Genomic DNA, 16,761 nt, shown 5'->3' with positions numbered 1-16,761 from the left:
AGATGAGCTGCGACGGCCGCCGTCGGCACGGACGGTCCCGGGGCGGGCGGAACAACGAGGAGTGCGACATGTCCGTCCTGCAGTGCGGGTCCGGCGAGGTACCGGGGGAGCACTACCTGCCCTCGTCGCCCAAGACGGTCACCTGGGGCCGGCTGCCCAGCGCGGCGACCGACCCGGTGCTCGAAGTGGCGGCGGGCGCCACCGTCACCATCGACACCGTCTCGCACGAGGGCCTCATGGAGGACCAGGGCCGCGACCCGGTCGCCTTCTGGGCGGAGCACGCCGTCGCGGCGGATTCGGTCCTCCTCGACGCGATCGACATCGCCCGGGACGTCTCCCACTACCGCGGGCTCGACGGCCCGCACGTGGTCACCGGTCCGGTGCGGGTCGACGGCGCGCGCCCCGGCGACATCCTCAAGGTCGAGTTCCTCGAGCTGCGCCCGCGGGTGCCCTACGGGCTCGTCTCCAGCCGGCACGGCCGGGGCGCGCTGCCCGGCGAGCTTCCCGTCGGCCCCGACGGCGTGCTCGCCGACCGTTACAGCCAGTTCTGCGAGGTGGACGTCGCCGCCGGGCGGGCCGTGATGCGCTACGGCGAGGGCCGGCAGATCAGCTTCCCGGTCGCGCCGTTCATGGGTCTCACCGGCCTCACCCCGGCCGGGGAGAAGGCCCTCAACACGACCCCGCCCGGGGCATTCGGCGGGAACCTCGACGTGCGCGACCTCGTCGCCGGGTCGACGCTCTACCTGCCGGTCCAGATCCCGGGCGCGGGCTTCTACACCGGTGATCCGCATTTCGCCCAGGGGCACGGCGAGGTGTCGCTGACCGCCCTGGAGGCCTCGCTGCGCACGACCGTCCGGCTCACCCCGCTTCCGGCCGCCGCGGCGCTGCCCTTCGGCGCGGGTTCCGGCGGCCCCTTCGGCGAGACCCCGGAGCACTGGATCGCCATCGGCCTGCACAACGACCTCGACGAGGCCATGCGGCTGGCCGTCCGCGAGGCGCTGCGGGTGCTGCGCCAGGTCCGGGATGTCCCGGTGATGGTCGCGTACAGCTACCTGTCGGCCGCCGCCGACTTCGTGGTCAGCCAGGTCGTCGACGACGTGAAGGGCGTGCACTGCCTGATCCGCAAGCGCGACTTCCCGGCCTGGTAGCCGCGGCGCGGTCGTAGCGGCTGAAATTCAGGTCGGCCCGGCGGGCCGACCGGCGGCATTTCAGACCCGGAGGCGGTCGGCCAGCAGGCCGCGGTGGTGGACCGGGTCGCCGAAGAGCAGCTCGGACGTCTTCGCGCGTTTGAAGTACAGGTGCGCGGAGTGCTCCCAGGTGAATCCGATCCCGCCGTGGATCTGGATGTTGTCCGCCGCGGCCGAGAAGTACGCCTCCCCGACGTACGCCTTCGCCATGGAGGCGGCGCGGGCCAGCCGGTCGGTGTTCCCGGCGGCGCTGTTCCCGGCGGCGACCTGGGCCGCGTGATAGGCGACCGACTTCGAGCCCTCGACCGCGACCAGCATGTCGGCGCACTTGTGCTTCACGGCCTGGAACGACCCGATCGGACGGCCGAACTGCAGGCGGTCCTTCGCGTGCCGCACGGCCTGCTCGAGGACGGTCCGGGCGCCGCCGGCGCTCTCGTTCGCCAGCGCGACGCAGGCGAGCCGGAGCACCTGGTCGATCACCGGGCCGGCGTCGCCCTCGGCGCCGATCAACCGGGCCGGGGTGTCACTGAACGTGAGATCGGCCTGTTTGCGGGTCAGGTCCATCACGGGCAACCGGGACCGGGTCAGGCCCGCCGCGTCGCCGGGGACGGCGAACAGGGAGAGCCCGCCCTCGGCCCACGCCGTGACGAGGATGAGATCGGCCAGCGCCCCGTCCAGGACGAAATGCCGGGTGCCGCGCAACGTGTACCCGCTGGCAGCCCGGGCCGCGAGCAGCCCGTGGTGCCCGCCTTCGGCACCGGTTCCGCCCTGCGGCCCGAGCCCACCGGAACCGGCGGGTTCCGGACGGCCCGTGGGGCCGGCGAACGCCAGTGTCCCGATGGTCGTCCCGCTGACGAGCCCGGGGAGCAGCTCCTTGCGGGCCAAGGCGTCGTCCACCGCGAGCAGCGCGCCGGTGGCGAGCACGGCGGAGGCGAGGAAGGGCGCGCACAGCAGCCGTGCGCCCATTTCCTCCAGCACGATGCCGAGCTCCACGTACCCGAAGCCGGCGCCGCCGTACTCCTCGGGGACGTGTAGCCCCTGCAGCCCGAGCTGGGTGGCCATCTGCCGCCAGATGGCCGGGTCGTACCCGTCGTCGGACTCCATCAGGCGGCGCACCTCCGACTCGGGGGAGGCGTGCTCGAGGAACGACCGCACCGTGCGGCGCAGCTCCTCCTGTTCGTCGGAGAACACCAGACTCACGGAGCTCCTCTCGGCGACGGGCGGTCAGCGCGGTATGTCACGCCAGGACACATCCTTGTCGACGCGGATGTCGCCGGGCAGGCCGAGCACCCGTTCGCCGAGTATGTTGCGCAGGATCTCCGACGTCCCGCCTTCGATCGTGTTGGCGCGTGATCGCAGGAAGGCGGCCGCGGTGTCCCGGGGGCCCTCGCCGCCGAGGGGCAGGCCCGGGCGGGTCATCCGGTAGTCCGGGATGAGGGTGCCCGCCGGGCCCATCAGGTCCACCAGGTACGCCGCCGCGCGGCGGCTGTGCTCGGCGCCTGCCAGCTTGAGCACCGAGCCCTCCGGCCCGGGCCGGCCGCGGTTGCCGCCCGCCGCCGCGCGCGCCGCGGTCAGGGCGTTGACGTTCGCCTCGATCCACAGCCGGATCGCCTGGTCGCGGCGCACCGGGTTCCCGTCGCCGCGGTCGGCGGCCTCCTGGTAGGCGGCGAGGAGCGCCGCGCCCGGATCGGCGCCGCCGCTCAGCCCCCCGCCGAGGGAGACCCGCTCGTTCATCAGCGTGGTGGTGGCGACCCGCCATCCCGCGCCGACCGGGCCGAGGCGCTGGGTGTCGGGGATGCGGGCCGCGGTGAAGAAGACCTCGTTGAACTCGGCCTCACCGGTCAGCTGCCGCAGCGGGCGCACCTCCACCCCGGACGCGGTCAGGTCCACCACGAACGCGGTCAGCCCGGCGTGCTTGGGCACGTCCGGATCGGTGCGGGCGATCAGCAGGCCCCGGCGGGCGATATGCGCATAGGACGTCCACACCTTCTGCCCGTCCACGATCCACTCGTCGCCGTCGCGGCGGGCCCGGGTGGCGAGGCCGGCGACGTCCGAGCCGGCGCCGGGCTCGCTGAACAGCTGGCTCCAGACCTCGGTGCCGGCGAAGAGCGGGCGCAGGTAGGCCCCGCGCTGCCCGGGTGTGCCGTGGGTGAGCAGCGTCGGCCCGGTCATGCCGATGCCGATCGGGTTGTATCGGAACGGCGCCGGCGCACCCGCGGCGGCGAGCCGCTGTTCGATCAGCGGCTGCAGCGCCGGGTCGGCGCCGAGGCCGCCGTCGCCCGGCCCGGCCCAGACCCAGGCGAGCCCGGCGTCGAACCGCGCGCCGAGGAACTCGTGCGGGTCCGTCGCGGCCGGCGGATGGCTCCGCAGCAGGTCGTCGACGAGGGTGGTCAGCCCCGCGGCGGTGACGGTTCGGGACATCTCACGCTCCTCTCGCCAGCCGGAACGTAACCGACACCGCCCGGTGCGGCAATGGGATGTCATCCGGCCACCGAGCGGCACATCAGACACAGCGGTGCGCGCGGCGACACGCGGCGGTCATCCTCTCCGTTTCTGTGACTACTCTATGTAATCAACGGCCTCGTTCCGGGTTTCTGACACTCGTAATAATCGCCTTGGCGGCTCTGGCGCCGGCGATACCCGCGAGCGCGCAGGTGACGGCGGTCAATCCAGTTTTTACGGTGTCTCCCGGCAATCTGAACGCCGACCCCGGTCGCGGCTGTCTCGTGCTCGCCGAAGGTAACAGCGGGCTGTTTTCGAACGAGACCGAGGGCCCGGTGGCCATCGGTGGGAACGTGCAGTTCCAGAACTGTCGCGTCGGGCTGAACAATCCCGGCACCTACACTCTGCCGGGGACAGCGCGCCCACGTCGTTCGTCGTCGGCGGCCAGCGCACTTCCACGACGAGCTGGCCCGCCGGCCCCTCGACCGCGGGATCCTGGCCGGATACGCCGACCTCCTGCGGGAGAACAGTGCCGGGGGACATCCCGACCTGCGCTTCTCCGCGGGCACGATGACCGCGCTCGACCTGGCGGATACCTCGGTCGCCGGCGTCGTGGCCTACTACTCGACGATCCACATCCCCGACGGCCAGTTGCCCGGGGTGTTCGCGGAGTTCCGGCGGGTCCTCGCGCCGGGCGGCCACCTGCTGCTGGCCTTTCAGGTCGGTGACGAGCCCATGCGCCTGACCGAGGCGTTCGGTCAGGCGATCTCGCTGGACTTCCACCGCCGGCGGCCCGAGCGGGTCGCCGGCCTGCTGACGGCGGCGGATCTGCCGGTCCGCGCGCGGTTCCTGCGCGAGCCGGTGGATGACGGGTCGGAACGGACGCCGCAGGCCTTCCTCATCGCGCGCCGGCCCGCGCCGGGTCAGCCGGCGTAGTCTGCGCGGTTCTGCCGGGCGGCCGGGGGGAGCTGGTCATCCGGCGCCGAAGGCCAGTGCCGGGGCGACGGCCCGAGCTTGCGCAGCTGCTCCACCTGGAGCCGGCACCAGGGTGAGATCGCGAGGGCACCGCTCGTCACGTCGTCGACGAACTTCGACCACGGGAGCCAGAACGCCTCGGCCACCTCGTCCGGATTGATTCGGAACGGCCCCGACGCCCGGGTGAAAAAGACCGGGCAGATCTCGTTCTCCACCATTCCGTCGTCCATGACGCAGCGGTAGCGGAACGCCGGCAGGGCCAGGTCGATTCGCTGGACCTGCAGACCCAGCTCCTCCTGGAGCCGCCTCGAGATGGCTTCCCGGAAATCCTCCCCGGGGGCCGGGTGGCCGCAGCAGGTGTTGGTCAGCACGCCGGGCCAGGTCGGCTTCTCCAACGCGCGGCGCGTGACGAGGATCCGGTCCATGTCATCGAAGACGTACGAGGAGAATGCCAGGTGCAGGGGAGTTTGCGGTCCGTGGACGGTAGCCTTCGGGGTGGTGCCTGTGATGTCGCCGGACGGGCTGAGTAGTATGACGAGCTCCGGCGCCTTTACTGCCGCCCCGCCCGACCTGTGTGAATCACGTGGACGAGAAATCATGTCCTGGGGCCCAGGATGATTCGCGGTAGCCATGCACGCATTTTATCCAGGCCGTGCTGTGGAGCCGCGTGACATTCCGCACCGAGGCCGTCCGAGGGGTGGCGGCAAATAGGCTTCCTCCTTCGCCTCGGACGCCGAAGGTCGATGTTTCCACCCACGGGAACCGCGGATGTGCCCGATGTGTCCGGTCACGCGGCGGACCGTGGCAGGTGCTGCGCGGAGAGTCAGCGAAGGTATCGCGCTGAGTGTAGGAAGGTGGCACTGCGTGGCCTAGGCTCGGTGGGGGAGGCGCGCGCCGCGTGAGCGTCAGATTCCCGACACGGGCCCGTGGCCAGCCGGTCGCCAGCCGATCGCTGGCACCTGCCGGTGACCTGGCACCTGCCGGCGGCCCGGCCCCGACCGGCTTTCCACCGCCGGTGCCCGCGTGTCCGGGAGGCGGGGCGAATTAGCGAGATGTTCCGGTTCCCGTCGTCGGCGGCCCTCCAACGTTCACCGATCTGTGGGTGGTCCGGTCACATTCGGCTCGCTATCGCACGCCAGTGCGCCCGGTGATGCTCCGGGAAAGCGGCGCGAACTTCTGGAGGAGTAATGGTGGACAGGCGCCTGTTTCTGCGGTCCGCATTTGTCGGTGTGGGTGTAGCGACTCTTTCCGGTGTCGTTCTGGAGGCCGCTTCGGCGGTTCCGGCGCAGCCCGGGGCCAGCCCGTACGGATCCCTTCTGGCGGCCGATGCGAACGGAGTGGCGCTGCCGACCGGATTCACCAGCAGAATTGTCGCCCGTTCCGGGCAGACAGTGCCCGGAACGAGCTATGTCTGGCATGCCGCACCGGACGGCGGCGCCTGCTACCCGAACGGCTCGGGCTGGATGTATGTCTCGAACTCGGAGGTGAGCGGCAGCGGCGGGGCGTCCGTGCTGCGCTTCCACTCGGCGGGCACCGTCACCTCCGCGCAGCGGCTGCTCTCCGGCACGAGCTCCAACTGCGCCGGCGGCGCCACCCCGTGGGGGAGCTGGCTGTCCTGCGAGGAGACGTCCACCGGCCGGGTCTGGGAGACCTACCCGGCCACCGGCGCCGCGGCCGTCGCCCGGCCCGCGATGGGCCGGTTCACCCACGAGGCCGCGGCCTGCGACCCGGTCCGCCAGGTGATCTACCTGACCGAGGACCGGACGGACGGCTGCTTCTACCGCTTCCGGCCAACGACCTGGGGCAACCTGGCGACGGGAACCCTCGAGGTCCTGTGCGCGTCGGCGTCGGCCACCTCGGGCACCGCCACCTGGCAGACCGTCCCCGACCCGGACGGCTCGCCGACCTCGACCCGCGCCCAGGTCTCCGCGGCGAAGCACTTCAACGGCGGCGAGGGCGTCTACTACGCGAACAACACGGTCTGGTGGACCACCAAGGGCGACAACCGGGTCTGGAAGCTGAACTGCGCCACCAACGCCTTCGAGCTCGCCTACGACGACTCCCTGGTGGGCGGGACCGCGCCGCTGACCGGCGTCGACAACATCACCGGCTCCAGCTACGGCGACCTCTACGTCGCCGAGGACGGCGGCAACCTCGAGATCTGCGTCATCACGCCGGCCGCGGTCGTGGCGCCGATCCTGCGCCTGACCGGGCACAACTCGTCGGAGATCACCGGGCCGGCATTCTCCCCGGACGGCTCCCGGCTGTACTTCTCCTCCCAGCGGGGCACCACCGGATCGTCCTCCGGCGGCATCACCTTCGAGGTCCGCGGCCCCTTCCGCACCTGACCCGGCTGCGTCGCGATCCCCCCCCCATTATCCGGCAATGCGGACGCTTGACCTTGATCACGTCGCGGCGGTCCTTCCCGGGTACGACATCGGCGCGGAGCTCGGCCGCGGCGGCTTCGGCACGGTCCTGGCCGCCCGGCACCGCCTGATCGGCCGGCATGTGGCGGTGAAGGTGTTCCTGGACCCGTCGCCTGAGGCCGACCCCTCCGGCGGTCCCGGGGCCTCGGCCGGCACCGGAGAGAGCCAGAACCTCCGTTCCCGCTTCCTCTCGGAGGCGCGGGTCCTGGCCGGTCTGGACCATCCACACATCGTGCGCGTCTTCGACTACGTCGAGCGGGACGGACGGCCCTCGGCGCCGACGGGGCGCTCTACATCTCTGACGGCGCCAACCACGTCCGCCGGGTGGGCCCCGACGGGATCATCACGACGGTCGCCGGTTCCGGCGGGACGGACGGTGATCCGGACGGCGCCCTGGCCACCGGCGCCGACCTGGAGGATCCCGCCGGTCTGGTCGCCGATCCCACCGGCGCGCTCTACGTGGTCCTTCTGCGCTGCTCGACTCTCGTCCGGGTCGACCCGACGGACGGGATCGTCCGGACGATGTTGTCTCCGGCGGTCGGATGACGCCGCCCGCGGTGCCAGACTGACCCGCGTGGACGTCCTCTTTGCGTCGTTGCCGGCATACGGGCACCTCTACCCGCTGATCCCCCTCGCGGTGGCCTGCCAGGACGCGGGGCACCGGGTCCGCCTGGCCACCGGCGAGCCCTTCCTCGGGGCCCTCCCTGTGCCGACCGTCCAGGGCACGCCGGCCGGGTGGACGCTGCAGTACGTGGAGGGCGAGACAGCCCGTCGCCACCCGGACGCGACCGGCGTCGAGTTCCCCGTCGCCATGTTCGCCGATGTGGCGGCCGAAGGGGTGATGGACGCGCTTGAACCGCTGTTCGCCGCGGATCCGCCGGAAGTGGTGGTCGCCGACAGCGCCAACCTCGGGGCCGTGATCGCCGCGCACCTCGCCGGTGTCCCAGCCGTGATCTTCGGGGTCGGCCAGTGGAGCCCCTTCGGTGAGATGACCTTCCCCGCCGCCCTGGCGGCGCACCGCTCCCGCTGGACCGCGGCGGGGCTCGTCGCCCCCGGGGAGCCGGGTGAGGTGATCGCCGCCTACCTCGAGCCCTTCCCACCGGGCCTGCGGCAGGAGCCCGGCCCCGGCGGCGTGCCGGTGCTGCCGATCCGCAGCACGGCCTGGGCCGGCGCGCAGGCGCCCGTGCCCGGCTGGCTGACCGCTCCCGCCGAGCGGCCCCGGGTGTACGTCACGCTCGGCACCGTCTCGTTCGGCGCCGTCGAGGTGATCCGGGCGGTCGTCGACGACCTCGCCGCGCTGGACGTCGACGTGCTCGTCGCGGCCGGCCCGGAGGGCGACCCGGCGGCCCTGGGCGCGCTGCCCGAGCGGGTGCGGGTCGAGCGGTTCGTGGCCCAGAGCCGCGTGCTCGGTCTGGTGGACGTCGCCGTCCACCACGGAGGCTCGGGCACGGTGCTCGGCGCGCTGGCGAACGGCGTCCCCCAGGTGCTGCTGCCGCAGGGTGCGGACCACTTCCACAACGCGCAGCTGCTCGCCGAGCGCGGCGCCGCCCGGGTGTTCCACAACGAGGCACGGCAGCCGGGTGACGTCGCCGCGGCCGTCCGCGACCTGCTCGGTGACGCCCCCGAGCGCCGTGCCACCGCCACGCTCGCCGCGCAGATCGCCGCGAGCCCGACTCCCGCCGACGTTGTGGCGGCAATCGCCGCGATCGCCGAGGCCGCCGCGAAAACCCGGCGATGACGGCACCGGAGGACTGACCGGGCGCCGGGCCGCCGCGCCGCGAGGCCGCCGCGCCGGGCCGGCGGCGCAGGGGGCTAGTCCGGTGCGCGGCCCCAGGCGATGGCTGTCGCGAAGGAAAGGTCGAAGAAGGCCGGGTCGGCGAGCAGGTCGAGGGCGCGGTCCACGGTGTCGGCGGTGGCCAGCCCGAGACTGAGGATGTGCGGGCGGAGCCGGCTGAGGGTGAGCGCCCAGCAGCACGCGGACGCGTTCGCCCCGCCGGTGGTCGGCAGGTGGCTGGAGGTTCCCACGTCGACCAGGTGCCGGCTGCGCAGCGGGCCGGGGAACCCGCGCGCCCACGTCGAGTCCGTGCCGATCGTCCGCGCGAGGACCTGTTCGATGGCGGTCATCGCCTGGCGGAACGTCGGGTTGGGGGAGGAGGCCACCGGGAAGCTCGCGATCGACTCGACGACGATCGTGCCGCCCGGCCGCAGCCAGGACACCAGCCGGTCGAGGACCTGTTCGCGCTCGGGAAGGTGTTCGAGCACGAAGCGGGCGTGCACGAGGTCGAACGGCGCGCCGGGCGGCGCCGGGTCGCGGGTCACGTCGTGGCGCAGGACGGACAGGCCGGGCGCGCTGAGGCCGGCCAGGTGGCTGAGGTCGATGTCGGTCGCGGTGACCTGGCCGGCGGCGGTGACGCGGTCGGCCAGCCAGGCCGCCACCGACCCCGCGCCGGCGCCCACCTCGAGGCATCGCCACCCGGCGGCGACGCCGAGCTCGTCGAGGAGGTGGGTCGTCACCGGGTCGCACACCGCGGCCATGGCGGCGAGCCGGCGCCGTTCGCCGTCCGCCGCGCCGCCGAGAACCTCGTCCGCGTACCGACGGGGCCAGGCGTCGTTCATCGTGTCCAGCTCCCCGTCCCGGCACCGCGGAGCCCCGCCGCGTGAGATCGACAAGTATGGCGCGTGGCAGGAACATGTCGCATTTCTGACAGGAAATGATGCGCTATGCGACAGATCTTATTCTTTCGGTGTCGAAGGTCATCCGAGGTGCGGGGGTCTGGCATGGCGCCGAAGCGTCGCTTGATGTTGTCCCTGGCCGTACCCGTCGTCCTTGTCACCAGCCTTGCGGCCTGCAGCGGTGGCGGAGATTTCTTCCCGCAGGTCCCGGCCGGCAGCGAGACGGGGAGCTTCGTCACGCGGTCGGCCGCCCCGCCCCGCGCCCCGGTCGCGTCACCGACCCCGGCCAGGGCCACGCCCGAGGCCTACCAGCGGGTTCTGACGGATCTGGACACCGCGCTCGGCCCCGGGTTCGGCGCCATCGGTTCGGCCCAGACCCCCGAGGATCTCGCGGCCGCGCTGACGGCCGTCGCGCTGAACCTGACCATCCAGGCGGACGGCCTCGACGACGTCCGGCCCCCGGCGGCGGTCGCGGCCGCGCACACCGGCCTGTCGGACGCGCTCGGCACGCTGGCCAGCGAGCTCACCTCCCTGGCGGGCGACGCCCGCGACCGGGATTTGTGCACCGGTGGCTCCGGGCTGCCCCGGGCGGCCAGCGGTAGCGGCGGTCATCTGCTCCGGCTGGCCGTGCTGGGGCTGGCCACCGTGGATCCGGCGCACCACTACACGGTCGGGTCGTTCCTGCCGTCGGGCGTGCCGGACCAGACCCGCCGCCCGGCCAACGGCAGTCTCCCCGGCGGGCGGCGCGGCGGCTACGGCGAACTGACCGTCACCGCGTCCGGCGGCACGGACGCGGTCGTCAAGGTCCTCCAGGGCGCCGACGTCATCCGCAACGTGTACGTCCAGGCGGGCGCCTCGGCGAAGGTGGACGGGATTCCCAACGGCACGTTCGACGTGTTCTACACCGAGGGCACGGACTGGGACGACGCCAACCACCGCTTCACCCGCGACTGCGCCTTCAGCCGGTTCGACCAGCCGGTCACCTTCAGCACGACGAACCGGCCCGGCTCGATCGAGTACACGACCTACACGCTCACGCTGTACGGCGTCATCGGCGGCACCGCCTCGACCACCGACGTGCCCCCGGGAGCCTTCCCCGCCGGGTGACCGGGACACGTAGCGCGCAAGCCCTGTCCTTCAGGGCAGGGTTAGCGCATCAACGACAGGGCGACAGGGAAGTTCGTTCTTTCAAGAAGAAGGGCAGGAGCCTCGATTCGGCGACCTATTTCCGGAACTGCTTCACCTACCGGAACGGGAACATCACACTGGCCAAGCAGGACCGGCCGTTGGAAATCGTCTGGTCGCGTCCGCTGCCCGAGGGCGCGACGCCCTCGCGGGTGACGGTGTCGCGGAACGCCCGCGGCCAGTATCACGTCTCGATCCTGGTCGAGGACACCGTCACCAGCCTCCCGCCGGCTGGGGGGCAGGTCGGGATCGACGCGGGCATCACAGCGCTGGTCACCTTGTCGACCGGGGAGAAAGTCACCAACCCCCGGCACGAGCGCCGCGACCGTGTCCGGCTGGTGCGGTCGCACCGTGACAGCGGTCGACCGTTTCTACCCGTCGAGCAAAACGTGCTCGGCCTGCGGATCGGTCGTGGAGAACCTGCCGCTGAATGTCCGGGAGTGGACCTGCCGCTGCGGCGCGGTCCACGACCGGGACATCAACGCGGCACGGAACATTCTGGCCGCGGGGCTCGCGGTGTCCGCCTGTGGAGATGGAGTGAGACCACCTCGCTGCTGAAGCGAGGAGGCGTCCGTTGACGAAGCAGGAACCCGGATCGCGAGGTACGGGAATCCCCGGAGTTCACACCGGGGAGGATGTCAAACGGGCGGCGGTGCGACGCGGCGCGGCCGGATCAGTCCGGCACCGCCGCCTCGCTCAGCACGGCGTCCGGCGAGGCCACGACGGCCTCTGTGGCCTCGCCGAGGTAGGCCTCCCGGACGGCGGGATCGGCCCGGACCTCCTCCGGTGTCCCGTCGGCGAGGACCTGCCCCTGGTGCAGGACGACGATGCGGTCGCAGGCGGACATCACCAGGGCCATGTCGTGGTCCACCACCAGGACGGCGAGGCCCTCCTCGTGCGCGAGATCGCGCAGGTTCGCGGAGAGCTCGCCGATCTCCGTGATCGACAGGCCGGCGCCGGGCTCGTCCAGCAGCAGGACGGCGGGGTTGGCGGCCAGCGCGCGGACGATGCCCACCATCCGCCGCTTGGCCATCGGCAGCTCGGTGGGCAGCCGGGGGAGGTCCTCAACCAGCCGGAAGCGCTCGACCGCCGTGTGGGCCGGGGCGGGCAGCCGTCCGTCGGTGTGGCCGGCGTTCTCCGCGGCGACGCGCAGGTTCTGGGCGACCGTCAGGTCCTCGAACAGCTCGCCGGCCTGGAAGACCCGGCCCAACCCGGAGCGGGCGCGGACGTCCGGCCCGTCGCCGTTGAGTGATCTATCGCCGAGGTGCACGCTCCCGCTGGTAGTCGGCGCGAAACCGCCGATCGCGTCGAGCAGGGTGGTCTTGCCGGCTCCGTTCGGACCGACCAGCCCGGTGACGACCCCGGGCAGCGCGCGCAGCGTGGCGGCGGACACCGCGGTCACCCCGCCGAACCGCACGGTCACGTCGTTCGCGACCAGCGCGCCGCCCTCGCGCGCCGGCTGGGTCCCCCGCGGGAGCGGGGCCGGGTCGTTCTGGAACCGCCGGTGCCACGCGACGCCGTTCTCGTGCACGAGAACGGTCACGACCAGCGCGGCGCCGAAGATGGTGGCGTAGTTGTCCGTGACGAAGCCGATGTGGAGCCGGGAGATCAGCAGGTAGACGAGGCCTCCGAAGGCCATCACCCCGCCGAGCAGGCCGCCCGTGATCGATGTGACGCCGGCGATCACGGCGAGGCTGACCAGGTTGATCGACTCCATGAACGAGAACTGGGTGAAGGTGACCGAGGAGCTGCGGAAGCCCAGCAGCACGCCGGCCGCGCCCGCCAGGGACGACGAGATCACGAACGCGGACAGCTTCGCCCGCGCGACGCTGACGCCGACCGACGCGGCGGCCCGCTCGTTCGTCCGCACCACGAGCAGCCGGCGCCCCAGCCGGGACCGCCGCACGACGGCCACCACCGCACCGGCGACCACCAGCCAGAACAGTGCGACGAACCCGTACCTGTCGGGATGGCGCGCGGCGTCGACGTCCAGGCCGAACACCGTCGGCAGGTGCGGCTGGGAGCCGGAGATGCCGCCGGTGTAGTGGGTGCTCTCGAAGAGGACCCCGGAGACGGCGACGGCCATCCCCATGGTGAGGATGCCGAGGTTGATGCCGCGCACCCGCAGCGCGGGCAGGCCGACGAGCAGCCCGGCGATCGCGCCGACGGCCGCTCCGGCCACCGGCGCCAGCACGAACGGCAGCGAGTGGTCGATGTCCAGTCGCACGGCGGCGTAGGCCCCGAGCCCGGCCACCGTCATCTGCGCCAGGCTGATCTGGTTGGCGTACCCGATGAGGACCACCAGCGACAGCACCAGGATGCCGAAGACGATCGAGAGGGTCGCGGCGTCGCGCCACCGGGCGTCACCGACGAGCAGGACGACGATGATCCCGACCAGCGCGACGCCGACGGGAACCGGCCGGAACAGCCCGGCCGCGACCGGCGCGGCGGGGACCGCGGGCAGCCGGTTGCTGGCCCTGTCCCGGCGCAGGGTGAGGATGGCCATGACGGCCACGAAGGGAACCGTCTGCGGCCAGCCGAGCTGGAAGCGGCTCGGGACGTGCTCGGCCACCAGGTGGGTGACCACGCTCTCTCCAACGCCGAGGGCGATACCGCCGGCCAGCGCGAGCAGGTAGCTGTCGAACCGGCCGAGCAGGGCGGCGGCCAGGGCGAAGGCCATCACCGTCATCATCGCGGTGTCGAACTGCCCCACTATGGGGGCGACGAGGATGCCGGAGGCGGCGGCCAGCACGGATCCGAGTGCCCAGTTCAGGCTGCCGAGCAGGTGCGGTGACGCGCCGAGGGCCTGGGCGGCGGACTCGTGCTCCGCCATCGCCCTCGTCATCAGCGGCAGCCGCGCCCACGCCGACCAGGCCGACAGGGCCAGCACGACCACGACCGCGAGCGCGAAGATGATGATCCGCTCGGAGGGGATCGTCTGGCCGAACACGTCCACGCCCGAGGACGGGAAGGACGTGTCGGGCACCCGCTGGGCGCTCCCGAACACCGAGTGCGCCAGGCCGATCAGGGTGCCGAGGATTCCCAGGGTCGCCACCATCCGCGAGAGCTGGGTGCGGTGCCGGATGATCCGGATGACCAGCAGGTAGACGGCGGCGCCGAAGGCGGCGGCGCTCAGCAGCGTCAGCACCGCGGCCAGGCCGGCCGCCATCCCCTGGTCGTCGCGCAGCCAGTAGAACACCAGCGCGCCCCACAGCGCGATGCCGCCGTGCGCGAAGTTGATTGTCCGCGACCCGCGGTGGATCGCCACGATGCCGACCGCGCTTACCGCGTAGACACCGCCGACACCGAGCCCTAACAACGCGAACTGTAAGACGGCCCGCAGATCCATGGAACCCCCTTGGTAATGCCTGAATGAGTAGCGACGCGAATCGTGCCGCGTAATCGCCCCGCCCGTCCCGGTGGGGCTATTGCGGACCTCTACTCAAGAGCGTAAGCTCGTGAGCGCTCACTCGCAATAGTGCGCGACGGAATCATCCTGACGGCGGAGTCGCGTTCCGCAGTCTTTCGGTGACGGCAGGCGATACTCGCCCTCAGGGTACGGAGGATCACGGATGGCCGAAGCGGATCCGATTGCCTCGTCGGCGATCCCGGGTGTCGGCCCGGCAAAGGTGACGGATGCCGGCCCGCCGGCGGCGATCGAGGCGCGCGGGCTGGCCGCCGGCTATGGGCGGGTTCCGGTGTTGCGGGACATCGACCTCAAGGTGCGGCCGGGTGAGGTCGTTGCCCTGCTCGGGCCGAACGGCGCCGGGAAGACCACGCTGCTGCGGACGCTCGCCGGGTATCGGCGCCCCACGGACGGCGACGTTCTCCTGTTTGGCGCCCCTTGCAACCGGGTTCCGGTGTACAAGCGCTGCCGCCAGGGTGTCTCGTTCATGGGGGAGGAACGGCACATATTTCCTGGCCTGACCGTCCGCCAGTCGCTTCGTCTCGTGCGCGGCAAGGGTGGCCACCAGGAGCTGTTCCCGTCCCTCGACCGGCGCATCGGCCACCGTGCGGCCCTGCTGTCAGGTGGCGAACAGCAGATGCTGGCCCTGACCCTCGCGCTCGCCCGCGACCCGCGGTTGCTGCTCATCGACGAGCTGTCCCTCGGCCTCGCCCCGCTGGTACGTGAACGCCTGCTCGACACCGTGCGGGCGACCGCCGACCGCGGCGTCGGCGTGCTCGTCGTGGAACAGAACGCCCGATCGGTGCTGAGCCGAGCCGACCGGGCCTACGTCATGCGGCGCGGCGAAATCGTGGACGAGGGCCCCGCGCAGAGATGGCTCGACGACCTCGACGGTCTCGCCGCGCTCTATCTGTCATGACGCCACCTCTCCTGTCGGCGCATCTTTCCCGGAATACCCGTCCTGGAAACAGTGACCTTTCCTGTCCTGTACCGCTGTACCTCTGATCTGTCCATGAAAGCTGGGGGATGGTAATGCTCAAAAAGATCGCTCGAACGCTCGCTGTGATGCTGGCGCTTGCCATGGCGCTTGCCGCCTGTGGCGGCGGGGGCGGCGATGGCGGCGGTTCCGCGGACTTATCGGGCGGGCTGACCGGAGAGCCGATCAGAATCGGTGCGATAGCTGGGCTGACCGGTGGGGTGAGCAGTAACCCCGAGTACGCGTCGGGGGCGAGGGCGGCGGTCCGGCAGGTCAACGAGGCCGGCGGGATCGGCGGTCGGCCGCTCGAGCTGAAACTCTGCGACAACCACCAGAACGGAACCGATTCGGCGAACTGTTTCCGCGAGGTTCTCGGCGACGACAGCGTGGTCGCCATCGCTGGCGCCTCCGACAACTACCACGACGCCACGAAGACGCAGATCGAGGCGGTCCAGCTGCCGCTCATCGGCCAGTACCCGGTGTCGAAATTCGACCTCACCAACCCGCTCGCGTTCAATGTCAACGGCGCGGTCGTCGTCGGGTTCCACGGCCTGGCGCAGGACGTGGTCGCCAGTGGCGCCAAGCGCATCGGGCTCGTCACCCTTGACATCCCGACCGCGGACGTCATCCGCAAGACCGTCGGGGACGTCTTCAGCAAGGCCGGCGTCGAGGTCGTCAACAACGTCCAGCTCGCCCCGTCCACCGCCGATCTCAGCGCCCCGGCCCAGCAGGTGACGCAGGACAAGCCCGACGCCGTCGTGTGGCTGACCTTCGCCGCGCAGACCAGCGTGGCCGTCAAGGCGCTGCGGTCGTCGGGCTACGAAGGCACGGTCGCCTTCGCCGGCAGCGCGTTCGAGAAGGACCAGATCGAGAGCATGGGCGCGGGCGGCCCGCTCACGGTCGGACTGGTTCTCCCGCCGGCCTGGGACACGTCCACTCCGTACGGGAAGCAGTTCAACGAGGACATGAAGGCGTACGAGCCCGACGGCAAGATCGACGAGCTCAGCATGAACAGCTGGCTCGGCGTCAAGATCTTCGCCCAGCTGGCGGCCACGCTGCCGACGGTGGACAGGGCGTCCGTCCTGGCCGGGCTCCGAAAGATGTCGAAGGTGGACACCGGGGGACTGACCCCGGCCATCGATTTCTCGAAGCCCAGCCAGCTGCCCTATCCCGCCATCTACAACCCGGCGTACACCACGGTGCACGTGAAGGACGGCAAGGTGGACTGGACGGGCAAGTTCTACGAGTTCGGGACGGGCAAGGAGCTCACCACCGCCTCGTGATGTGACCAGCCAGGACGATCGACGGCGTCACACCCGTACTGGCGCCGGGTCCACTCCCGGGCCCGGCGCCGGGACCGGGAAGGCGACGGCGATCGTCCTGGGACATCCTCGTCAACAACATCGGCGTGGCGATCGCCGGGACGGTCGCCGACACGTCCGAGGCGGACTGGGACAGGTCGCTTGCCCTTTCAGCGGCCGATCGGTGTGA

General features: G+C 71.7%; 13 protein-coding genes and 2 pseudogenes. 10 read left to right on the top strand and 5 right to left on the bottom strand.

Annotation, left to right across the window (positions count from 1 at the left end; all coding sequences use genetic code 11):
* Positions 1-68 precede the first annotated feature (68 nt).
* A complete protein-coding gene (locus FRANEAN1_RS27510; RefSeq protein ID WP_041254855.1) occupies positions 69-1,148 on the top strand; it encodes an acetamidase/formamidase family protein in 1,080 nt (359 codons plus the stop codon).
* A gap of 60 nt (positions 1,149-1,208) precedes the next feature.
* Here the strand turns inward: FRANEAN1_RS27510 and FRANEAN1_RS27505 are convergent, their stop codons facing one another.
* Complete coding sequence (locus FRANEAN1_RS27505) at positions 1,209-2,387, bottom strand: acyl-CoA dehydrogenase family protein (RefSeq protein WP_020463029.1); 1,179 nt, start codon at positions 2,385-2,387, stop codon at positions 1,209-1,211.
* Positions 2,388-2,411: 24 nt separating this feature from the next.
* Positions 2,412-3,608 (bottom strand): acyl-CoA dehydrogenase family protein, encoded by a 1,197-nt coding sequence (locus FRANEAN1_RS27500; RefSeq protein ID WP_020463028.1) that lies wholly within the window; start codon positions 3,606-3,608, stop codon positions 2,412-2,414.
* Between the two features lie 408 nt (positions 3,609-4,016).
* On the opposite strand from FRANEAN1_RS27500, the gene FRANEAN1_RS27495 reads away from it, so the two are divergent.
* Positions 4,017-4,565: a class I SAM-dependent methyltransferase gene (locus FRANEAN1_RS27495; RefSeq protein WP_083788344.1), complete on the top strand. Its 549-nt coding sequence runs from the start codon at positions 4,017-4,019 to the stop codon at positions 4,563-4,565.
* On the opposite strand, the gene idi is transcribed toward FRANEAN1_RS27495, so the two are convergent.
* Positions 4,553-5,203 carry an isopentenyl-diphosphate Delta-isomerase gene (idi, locus tag FRANEAN1_RS27490; protein WP_049795775.1) on the bottom strand — a complete coding sequence of 217 codons (651 nt, stop codon included), beginning with the start codon at positions 5,201-5,203 and terminating at the stop codon, positions 4,553-4,555. The two genes, FRANEAN1_RS27495 and idi, sit on opposite strands and share 13 nt — an antisense overlap.
* A gap of 591 nt (positions 5,204-5,794) precedes the next feature.
* On the opposite strand from idi, the gene FRANEAN1_RS27485 reads away from it, so the two are divergent.
* The 3 genes from FRANEAN1_RS27485 to FRANEAN1_RS27475 all read left to right on the top strand — a co-directional run bounded on the left by FRANEAN1_RS27485 (position 5,795) and on the right by FRANEAN1_RS27475 (position 8,768).
* Positions 5,795-6,952, top strand: a complete 1,158-nt coding sequence (locus FRANEAN1_RS27485; protein WP_041256594.1) for an alkaline phosphatase PhoX — start codon at positions 5,795-5,797, stop codon at positions 6,950-6,952.
* Positions 6,953-7,354: 402 nt separating this feature from the next.
* A complete protein-coding gene (locus FRANEAN1_RS42570; RefSeq protein WP_041254854.1) occupies positions 7,355-7,576 on the top strand; it encodes a hypothetical protein in 222 nt (73 codons plus the stop codon).
* A gap of 28 nt (positions 7,577-7,604) precedes the next feature.
* Entirely contained in the window at positions 7,605-8,768 is a 1,164-nt protein-coding gene (locus FRANEAN1_RS27475) for a glycosyltransferase (protein ID WP_020463024.1), read from the top strand.
* Positions 8,769-8,842: 74 nt separating this feature from the next.
* On the opposite strand, the gene FRANEAN1_RS27470 is transcribed toward FRANEAN1_RS27475, so the two are convergent.
* Positions 8,843-9,646, bottom strand: a complete 804-nt coding sequence (locus tag FRANEAN1_RS27470) for a class I SAM-dependent methyltransferase (protein WP_020463023.1) — start codon at positions 9,644-9,646, stop codon at positions 8,843-8,845.
* 183 nt (positions 9,647-9,829) lie between these two features.
* On the opposite strand from FRANEAN1_RS27470, the gene FRANEAN1_RS27465 reads away from it, so the two are divergent.
* Complete coding sequence (locus FRANEAN1_RS27465; RefSeq protein ID WP_347176784.1) at positions 9,830-10,810, top strand: hypothetical protein; 981 nt, start codon at positions 9,830-9,832, stop codon at positions 10,808-10,810.
* A gap of 80 nt (positions 10,811-10,890) precedes the next feature.
* A pseudogene (locus FRANEAN1_RS41595) lies at positions 10,891-11,446 on the top strand (transposase); the annotation flags it as partial.
* A gap of 115 nt (positions 11,447-11,561) precedes the next feature.
* On the opposite strand, the gene FRANEAN1_RS27455 reads toward FRANEAN1_RS41595, so the two are convergent.
* A complete protein-coding gene (locus FRANEAN1_RS27455; RefSeq protein ID WP_020463020.1) occupies positions 11,562-14,237 on the bottom strand; it encodes an ATP-binding cassette domain-containing protein in 2,676 nt (891 codons plus the stop codon).
* A gap of 223 nt (positions 14,238-14,460) precedes the next feature.
* Here FRANEAN1_RS27455 and FRANEAN1_RS27450 point away from each other — a divergent pair, with 223 nt between their 5' ends.
* The 3 genes and pseudogenes from FRANEAN1_RS27450 to FRANEAN1_RS44110 all read left to right on the top strand — a co-directional run.
* Positions 14,461-15,213 carry an ABC transporter ATP-binding protein gene (locus FRANEAN1_RS27450; protein WP_020463019.1) on the top strand — a complete coding sequence of 251 codons (753 nt, stop codon included), beginning with the start codon at positions 14,461-14,463 and terminating at the stop codon, positions 15,211-15,213.
* A gap of 113 nt (positions 15,214-15,326) precedes the next feature.
* The gene (locus FRANEAN1_RS27445) at positions 15,327-16,553 is read left to right on the top strand and encodes an ABC transporter substrate-binding protein (protein WP_020463018.1); all 1,227 of its coding nucleotides are present in this window, start codon (positions 15,327-15,329) and stop codon (positions 16,551-16,553) included.
* Between the two features lies 1 nt (position 16,554).
* Positions 16,555-16,744, top strand: a pseudogene (locus tag FRANEAN1_RS44110) (hypothetical protein); the annotation flags it as partial.
* Positions 16,745-16,761: the final 17 nt, after the last annotated feature.

Source organism: Parafrankia sp. EAN1pec (assembly GCF_000018005.1).
GTDB lineage: Bacteria > Actinomycetota > Actinomycetes > Frankiales > Frankiaceae > Parafrankia > Parafrankia soli.
This window is presented reverse-complemented; position numbering and strand designations above follow the sequence as displayed.